Raw genomic sequence first — 8,456 nt, forward strand, 5'->3', positions numbered from 1 at the left:
TTTTTGCGGGTTTGAATCCATTGGAATTATTGGATTCTGACCTTTAACACAATTATCGGCGGTACGCGTGTTAAAGTCAAGAAAAATACGAAACTTTAACACATGTGGAGGAACAACCGATGAAGATATATGACTATAAAGGGCGCAAAAATCTTTGCGGAAACCGCGTAAAAGAAGCCCGCGCACGCCTAAAAATCACGCAAGAGGACCTTGCGGCCCGGTTGCAGGTGGAGGGAATCACAATGGAGCGGGACAGCGTAAGCCGAATTGAAATTGGAACGCGTTTTGTGACAGATTATGAACTTGTCGTTCTCGCAAGGGTCCTAAACGTGTCTTTAGAATGGCTGACGGAGCAGAACGAAAAATAAATACTTGCGTGAGTATGAAACAAATGCTATAATATGACCACAACGGCGGAGGAAACCCCGCAAGAACAAGGGAGAACGAAAGAAACCCGCCCGGATTGGGCGGGTTTCTTTGCTTTGTGGAGGTTGTGGCATGGGACACGTATTTAGCCATTTATCAAAAACAGACCGTTATAAAATTGAAGCCCTCTTGAATCAGGGGCATACAAAACGGGAAATTGCGGACGAATTGCACGTGCATATCAGCACGATTTACCGCGAAATCAAACGCGCTCGCTGGCAGTATTTGGACGGTGATACATGGATTACAGAAGATCGCTATAACCCGGACGGGGCGGAAAAGAGATACCGCGAAAACCTCGCCGCAAAAGGCGCACCGCTGAAAATCGGGCGCGACTTTGAGCTTGCGGAATACATAGAACGAAAGATTATCGTGGAAGATCGTTCGCCCGCCGCGGCCCTTGCCGAAATCAGGTTGGAGGGGCGGACGTTCAAAACCTCGATTTGCGTAAGCACGCTTTACAGTTACATTACAAAGGGCGTTTTCCTGTCCCTGACCAACAGCAATTTGCCGGAGAAATCGAAGCGAAAGCGAGAATACAAGAAAGTTAAAAAGACCGGAAAGCGTGCGTCGTATGGAAAAAATATCGAAAAACGCCCGGATGAAGTGGACCAGAGAAGCACTTTCGGGCATTGGGAGGGCGACACAGTTTACAGTAAAAAAGACGGGTCAAAAGCCCTGTTTGTGCTGACAGAGCGTTTGACCCGATGGGAAATCATTACAAGAATCAAAGACCGGACGGCGGCAAGTGTTGTAAAGGCAATGGACCGCATAGAACGGAAATTCGGTGCGGACCTTTTCGCAAAGGCATTCAAGACGATCACATTCGACAACGGCGGGGAGTTCTCCGACGTGAAGAGGTTGGAACGGTCCGTGGTGCGAAAGGGAAAGCGGAGGACAGCGGCTTACTACTGCCACCCGTATTCATCGTATGAACGCGGGTCAAATGAGTGCCAGAACAAAATGATTCGCCGGAAGTTTCCGAAAGGAACCGATTTCGGAAAAGTGTCCGTGGCGGAGATCGAAGCGGCGGAAGCATGGATGAACAATTATCCGCGTGAAATATTGGGATGGAAAACGGCTGAAATCTGTTTTCGGGAGTGTATTGCCGCCCTCGCCTGATGCCCTAAAAATAAATTTTTATATTTTTTTCGCATTTACTATTGACATTTCCGAATTAGGCTATAGAAAAAGTCCGTGAAATCATGTGATTTCACGGACTTTGGTGGACCTGATGGGATTCGAACCCACGACCTCTCGGATGCGAACCGAACGCGCTCCCAGCTGCGCTACAGGCCCTTTTCGAATTGGCACCCTGACATTATAGCATAAATTGAGCGGTTGTAAAGCCCCTTTTTGAAAAAAGTGAAAAGTGATATTGATAAATGGGGGAAAATGATGTATGATATCAAATACAGCCTTCCGAAGGGGGCGCATGAGCGCCCGGCCTGAGGCAAGGCCGCACTAGTCGGGGAGTTAGCGGTGCCCTGTACCTGCAACCCGCTACAGCAGGGATGAATCCCGGCCCCCGGAACCGCGCTGTGCCGTCTGACCCCGGTAAGCAGTGATGATGGATCGGTCCCGCGCAAGGTCGCCCCGTGAACCGTGTCAGGCGGGGAACCGAGCAGCACTAAGCGGAACGTGATCTGTGCCGTGGGGTGCCCGCTCCTGAGCCGGCTGCCGGGGTAACGGGCATAGCGAGGATTCCAAAGGCCGGTGTGCGGTCTTGCCACATGCCGGACGCGGCGAGAGGGGCGAAGCGACGCGGCTTTCCGCATCCTCCGCCCCTCTTTTTCTGTGCAAAAGCATACCGAAGACGCTCTGCAGGTCCTGAGGCGGGCAGCGTCCCGGCCTCCGGGCGCATGGGCCGGACGCTCAGACTCATGGCGCTTGCACAACATCACACAAGAGGTGACAGCCTTGTATCAAGCCCTATACCGCAAATGGCGGCCCCGGACCTTCGACGATGTGGTGGGCCAGTCCCACATTACCGATACCCTCAAGCGGCAGGTGGCTGCCGGAAGGCTGTCCCACGCCTATCTCTTCACCGGTACCCGGGGGACCGGGAAGACCACCTGTGCCAAGATCCTCTCCCGGGCGGTCAACTGCGAGCATCCGGTGGACGGCAACCCCTGCAATGCGTGCCCGGCCTGCCTGGGGATCGAGAGCGGCTCCATCCTGGACGTGCTGGAGCTGGACGCCGCGTCCAATAACGGCGTGGACCAGGTCCGTGCCTTACGGGACGAGGCGGTCTACACGCCTGCCGCCGTGAAGAAACGGGTTTACATCGTGGACGAGGTCCACATGCTCTCCACCGCCGCCTTTAACGCCCTGCTGAAGATTTTGGAGGAGCCTCCCGCTCATCTGATGTTTATCCTGGCCACCACTGAACTGCACAAGGTCCCGGCCACTATCAAATCCCGGTGCCAGCAATTCGCGTTCAAGCGCATCCTGCCCGGGGATATCGCGCTGCGCCTGTCTTATGTGGCGCAGCAGGAAGGACTGGCGCTGACCGAGGCGGGGGCGGCGCTGCTCGCCCGCCTGGCCGACGGCGGGATGCGGGACGCGCTGTCCCTGCTGGACCAGTGCGCCGGACCCGCCGGCAGCATCGGGGAGCAGGAGGTGCTGGACGCCCTGGGGCTGGCGGGCAACCTGGAGACCGCCCGGCTCATGGAGCAGATCGGGGCGGGGGAGACCGCCGCCGCGCTGGAGACGCTGTCCCGGCTGTACGGCGCGGGCAAGGAGGTGGGCAGCCTTCTGGGCGAGCTGTCCGCCCTGGCCCGGGATCTGCTGATCCGCAGGACCGCGCCTCAGGGAGGAGCGGCTCTGCTCACCGGCGGCTATGATGAAACGACCCTGCGGAAACTGTCCAATGCTTTCCAGACCCAGCGGCTGGCGCAGATGCTGGGCCTGCTCCAGGGCGCCATTGCGGACCTGTCCCGCAGCAGCAACCGGCGCACCGACGCGGAACTGTGTCTGATCCGGCTGTGCGACCCGACGCTGGACGAGAGCGCGGCCGGCCTGAACGCCCGGCTTTCCCGGGTGGAAGCCCTGCTGGCGGGCGGCATCCCCACCGCCTGCGCGGTGCCGGATCCCCCGCTGCCCCGCCGGGCGGCCCCCCAAACGGCCCCGGCGGCGGAGCCCGCTGCGGGCGGAGACCCGGCGGACCGTCCGCCCTGGGAGGAGGAGCGCGCGCCCCGGCCGGAAGCGCCGGGAGCGGCGGGACGGGAGCCGCAGGCCGCGCCCCAGACCGCGCGGTCCGTGCGTGCGCCCACAGCCGTGCCGGCCTCTTCCGCGCCGGTGTGCGGCGACCTCTGGCCCGGATTGGTGGCCGCGCTGCGGGGAAAGGTCCCCATGGGGGAGTATACCTTCCTGAACAACCCCTCCCTGGTACAGGGACGTCTGGACGGCAGCCAGCTTGTCCTTTGGGTAGAGTCGGATTTTGTCAAGAGCATGGTGGGCAAGCCCGCCATTTTGGAGACGGTGAGCAACGCCGCCTCGGCCATGACCGGCGGCGGGATACGCTGCATCGTCTCGGTAGGCAAGCCCCCCCAGGCCGCGCCGGAAGCGCCCGTGTCTCCTCCGGCGGAACACGACCGCCTGGACGACCTGCTGGCGTTTGGGGCGCAATTCGATAACATCATCATCAAAGAATAAAGGAGAATCGCTATGGCGAAGGGATTCAACAGCCGCGGTATGGGCGGCATGGGCGGCGGCATGAATATGAACATGATGAAGCAGGTCCAGAAGATGCAGCAGGACATGCTGAAGATGCAGCAGGAGTTGGAAGCCAAGACCTATACCGCCGCCGCAGGCGGCGGCGTGGTGTCCGCCACCGTTACCGGCAAGCGGGAGCTGACCGCCCTGACCATTGAGCCGGACGCGGTGGACCCGGAGGATGTGGAACTGCTCCAGGATATGATCATAGCGGCGGTGAACGAGGCGCTGCGGGCCGCGGAGAGCGATTCGGCCTCCTCCATGCAGGGGCTGACCGGAGGGCTGAACCTGCCGTTTTGAGTGTTTTGAGGAATCGCGCTTCCGGCGCCTTGCGGGGCTGGAAGACGCCGGGGTACAAGCGGCCTGCCCGCGCTGTGCGCTTCCAAGGCGGGTGGACGGGATGAAACGGACGCCGCCGGCCCAGATGTCGGAGACCGTTCGCCTGGGCGCCGTGTTGGCGGCCGCAGGCGGATTCCTGGATGCATACACCTATTTGACCCGAGGCGGCGTCTTTGCCAATGCACAGACGGGCAACATCGTTCTGCTGGGCGTCTATCTGGCCCAGGGCCAGTTCCGAACGGCGGGGCGCTACCTGATCCCTATTCTGGCGTTTGCCGCCGGAGTGATCGTGGCGGAGCTGATCAAGGCGCGCTTTCGGTATCATCCCGCCCTCCACTGGCGGCAGATCACCGTGGGGGCGGAGTTGGCGATCCTGGCGGCGGTGGCGTTTCTGCCGCAGCGCTGGAACGTTCCGGCCAATCTTGCCGTATCCTTTGTGTGCGCCATGCAGGTGGAGAGCTTTCGCAAGATCCGGGGCAATACCTATGCCACCACCATGTGTACCGGCAATCTGCGCAGCGCAACGGAGCTGTTGTTCCGCTGCTGCCGCAGCGGCGGGCGCTGTGAGCGGGAGCAGTGCCTGCAATATTACGGCATCATTCTCTTTTTTGCCTGCGGTGCGGCGCTGGGCGCGCTTTTCTGCCGGAGCTTGGGAGAGCGGGCCGTGCTGCTGGCCTGCCTGCTGCTGGCGGCGGCGTTTTTGCTGATGTTCCGGAACGGGGAGACGAGAGGGCGCGGCCGCGGGAAGGCATAACTTTGTTGGGATAGGAAGGTAGAGCACAGATGGAACAGGCAAAGGTGTACTTTTCGGACCTGCGGTGCCAGCCGGGGGTCAATCTGCTGCAAAAACTGGAACGGCTGATCCGCACGGCGGGAATCGGCGCGATTGATTTTGATCATAAGCTGACCGCCATCAAACTGCATTTCGGGGAGCCGGGCAACCTGGCCTTCCTGCGGCCCAACTACGCCAAAGTGGTGGCGGACGTGGTCAAGAGCCTGGGCGGGGTGCCCTTCCTGACCGACTGCAACACCCTCTATCCGGGGCGGCGGAAAAACGCGCTGGAGCATCTGGACGCGGCCTATGAAAACGGGTTTTCCCCGCTGACCACCGGCTGTCAGGTCGTCATCGGGGACGGCCTGCGGGGCAACGACGACGTGGAGGTGCCGGTGGAGGGGGCGGAGCATATCCAATGCGCCAAGATCGGCAAAGCCATCATGGAGGCCGACGTATTTCTTTCCCTCAGCCACTTCAAGGGCCACGAGCAGACCGGCTTCGGCGGGGCGATCAAAAACATCGGCATGGGCTGCGGGAGCCGCCGGGGCAAGATGGAACAGCATGCCGCGGGCAAGCCCACGGTGAGCCGGAGCCGGTGCGCAGGCTGCCGCAAGTGCGCCGTGCAATGCGCCCATGATGCGATTTCTTACGGCCAGGACCGGAAGGCCTGCATCGACCAGGGCAGATGCGTGGGCTGCGGACGCTGCATCGCCGTCTGCAACTTTGACGCCATCCGGCCGGATTACGATCTGGCCATGGAGGAGCTGAACTGCCGCATGGCGGAGTACGCCAAGGCGGTGGTGGAAGGGCGGCCCCATTTCCATATCAGCCTGGTGGTCGACGTGTCGCCCTACTGCGACTGCCACGGGGAGAACGACGTGCCCATCCTGCCCGATGTGGGCATGTTTGCCTCTTTCGACCCGGTGGCGCTGGATCAGGCCTGCGCCGACGCCTGCCTGCGGCAGAGGCCGATACCGGGGTCGCTGCTGGATGAGCGGATGCATGCGCCGGACTTCTGCGATCATCACGACCCGTTTATCAACACCACGCCCGTCACCGACTGGCGTGTCTGCCTGGAGCACTGCGAAAAGATCGGCGTGGGTACGCGCCGGTATGAACTGATCACCGTCCAATGAGAGGGAGCGCTTTTGATGGATCCAAAGCAGATTCTGCGGCACTGTGACCATACCCTGCTCCGGCCGACCGCCACCTGGCCGGAGATACGGCAGGTATGCGACGACGCGCTGGCGTTCGGCTGTGCCTCAGCCTGTATCCCGCCCGCTTATATCCGCCAGGCGGCCGGACACGTGGGCAACGAGCTGAAGCTGTGCACCGTGATCGGCTTTCCCAATGGCTCTTCCACCACTGCGGTAAAGGTCTTTGAGACGGAGGACGCCATTCGGGGCGGGGCGGATGAGATCGACATGGTGATCAACCTGGGATGGGTGAAGGAAGAACGCTGGGATGACGTGCTGGGGGAGCTGCGGGCGGTCAAGGCCTCCTGCCGGGGGCGCATCCTCAAGGTCATCGTGGAGGCCTGCCTGCTGGACCGGACGGAGAAGATCCGGCTGTGCCGGCTGATTACCGAGGCCGGGGCGGATTATATCAAGACCTCCACCGGCTTTTCCACCGGCGGCGCGACCCGGGAGGATGTGGCGCTGTTCCGGGCGTATATCGGCCCGGAGGTCAAGATCAAGGCCGCCGGCGGTATCCGTACGCTGGAGGACGCAGCAGACTTCCTGCTGCTGGGCGCCGACCGCCTGGGCACTTCCGCCATCGTAAGCCTGGTGAAGGCGGCGGAAGAGGGGAAGCAGACGACCGCAGACCTATAGCGCGCCGCCGTTTGCGCGGCGTCCACAAGAGAAAAAAGCTTCAGCCTCACGGCCAATGTCATTAAGCGAAGCTCCAAACATGTCTGTAAAATGCATTAAAAATCGGAGCTTTACAGCAAATCCTGTTTGATATGGACTGTTGTTACTGATTATGGTATAATGCTACTATAACTAGGCAAATCGTTGTAGGGAAAAATCAGAACTTTTTCTTGTTTTTTCGTCTACTATAGTAAAGAAATATTTTCTGGCAGAATATTTCACAAAATTTTCATTGTTTCTGCAACACAATGCCTGTTATATTCATTATACACTTAGAAAGAGAAAAAGAGTTATTATAGTATGAAACGAAACGTATTCATTACAATAATGTTTTTGCTTGTATCATTCGCATTTTCTGCTTGCGCACCTGTAGCCCCTAGTGACCAAGCACCTGAATTTTTTAATGACATTGGAAAAACACTTAGTGAATTGAAAAATGAGCATCCTGAAGGCGAATTTATTGTAAGTTTAGATGGATTCCCAGATAGCGCTTCTGCATGTTTTGGGGAACAGGGGGCGAAATATGTTTACTTCTTTTTTGGAGGACATGACGGTGATTTTAAAAAGGCCATGACCGAATGTGAAGAACAGATAAAATGCTCTGGTTTTATAACAACAGCAAACATACTTTTTACAGACATGGGAGATGACATGTCCTTTCAAGATTTCTTCTCCTTGATCGGTGTCGATGATTATGAGTACTTCGGAGAAGACACGATAACTGCAGAAGGTTGGTTAAGATTCACGTATAGTGGTATGGAAGTAATGGTAAATACAAACGAAGCTGTTGCTGGCGGCGGATGGGATGTCACAGGAGTGGAAAGAGTGAAGAGTAATGCTCCGGTGTCTATTGTAGACCCAGAAATATTAAATACCAATCAAGACTTAGCTGAGGCGGTTATGTTCGATTGAACTGTGTCATGAGAAACCTTGCCTTTAGCATATAGCCGACAAATTCCAATTTGGTAAGAGAGGTTGAATAGAGTTTTTACTCATCAACACACAGAGCGAACAGAGCCAATAATAAAGCGAAAAAGTACCCACCCCATTGAAATGAACCGAACCAGTAAAAACGGACAATAGACAAAACGCCCCCTAATGTAGGAAAATGAAAGTACTACATTAGGGGGTATTATTATGGCAAGGAAGTATCGCACACCCAGGAATTACTGCCTAAAATCAAAGAAATGCTTGAAGGCGGGGGTCAGGTAGAATAAGTTTCGCAAAAAGACAAAGAGACATGGTTTGCAGATGTCTGGTAGAATGAAGTTGCGACACCACCATTCGAAAGGAGACAGCAAACCATGTCCGAAAAGATTGTACAGCTA

8 protein-coding genes, 1 tRNA gene and 1 other RNA gene are annotated in these 8,456 nt (G+C 57.6%); 9 read left to right on the forward strand and 1 reads right to left on the reverse strand.

The genetic code is table 11. The annotated features are described in order from the left end of the window. Positions 1–119: 119 nt before the first annotated feature. Positions 120–368: a helix-turn-helix domain-containing protein gene (locus NE547_RS11730; protein ID WP_148337877.1), complete on the forward strand. Its 249-nt coding sequence runs from the start codon at positions 120–122 to the stop codon at positions 366–368. A gap of 130 nt (positions 369–498) precedes the next feature. Continuing rightward, on the forward strand, positions 499–1,548 hold the full coding sequence (locus tag NE547_RS11735; RefSeq protein WP_148337879.1) for an IS30 family transposase: 1,050 nt from the start codon (positions 499–501) through the stop codon (positions 1,546–1,548). A 101-nt stretch (positions 1,549–1,649) separates the two neighbouring features. Here NE547_RS11735 and NE547_RS11740 read toward each other — a convergent pair. Next, positions 1,650–1,725 (reverse strand) — tRNA-Ala (locus NE547_RS11740). A gap of 160 nt (positions 1,726–1,885) precedes the next feature. Between NE547_RS11740 and ffs the strand changes: the two genes are divergently transcribed. The 7 genes from ffs (at position 1,886) to NE547_RS11775 (ending at position 8,040) form a co-directional block, all read left to right on the forward strand. Continuing rightward, positions 1,886–2,150: signal recognition particle sRNA large type (ffs, locus tag NE547_RS11745), an RNA gene on the forward strand. Positions 2,151–2,337: 187 nt separating this feature from the next. Beyond that, on the forward strand, positions 2,338–4,083 hold the full coding sequence (dnaX, locus tag NE547_RS11750) for a DNA polymerase III subunit gamma/tau (RefSeq protein ID WP_256176010.1): 1,746 nt from the start codon (positions 2,338–2,340) through the stop codon (positions 4,081–4,083). Between the two features lie 12 nt (positions 4,084–4,095). Beyond that, entirely contained in the window at positions 4,096–4,443 is a 348-nt protein-coding gene (locus NE547_RS11755; RefSeq protein ID WP_186909046.1) for a YbaB/EbfC family nucleoid-associated protein, read from the forward strand. A 100-nt stretch (positions 4,444–4,543) separates the two neighbouring features. Then, complete coding sequence (locus NE547_RS11760) at positions 4,544–5,236, forward strand: YoaK family protein (RefSeq protein ID WP_207723842.1); 693 nt, start codon at positions 4,544–4,546, stop codon at positions 5,234–5,236. A 29-nt stretch (positions 5,237–5,265) separates the two neighbouring features. Then, positions 5,266–6,393: a DUF362 domain-containing protein gene (locus NE547_RS11765; protein WP_186909045.1), complete on the forward strand. Its 1,128-nt coding sequence runs from the start codon at positions 5,266–5,268 to the stop codon at positions 6,391–6,393. A 15-nt stretch (positions 6,394–6,408) separates the two neighbouring features. Further along, positions 6,409–7,089: a deoxyribose-phosphate aldolase gene (gene deoC / locus NE547_RS11770; protein WP_256176011.1), complete on the forward strand. Its 681-nt coding sequence runs from the start codon at positions 6,409–6,411 to the stop codon at positions 7,087–7,089. A 339-nt stretch (positions 7,090–7,428) separates the two neighbouring features. Next, a complete protein-coding gene (locus NE547_RS11775; RefSeq protein ID WP_186909043.1) occupies positions 7,429–8,040 on the forward strand; it encodes a hypothetical protein in 612 nt (203 codons plus the stop codon). The last annotated feature ends 416 nt before the right edge of the window (positions 8,041–8,456 follow it).

It is taken from the genome of Flavonifractor sp. DFI.6.63, assembly GCF_024462255.1.
In the GTDB taxonomy this organism is placed as follows: domain Bacteria; phylum Bacillota; class Clostridia; order Oscillospirales; family Oscillospiraceae; genus Lawsonibacter_A; species Lawsonibacter_A hominis.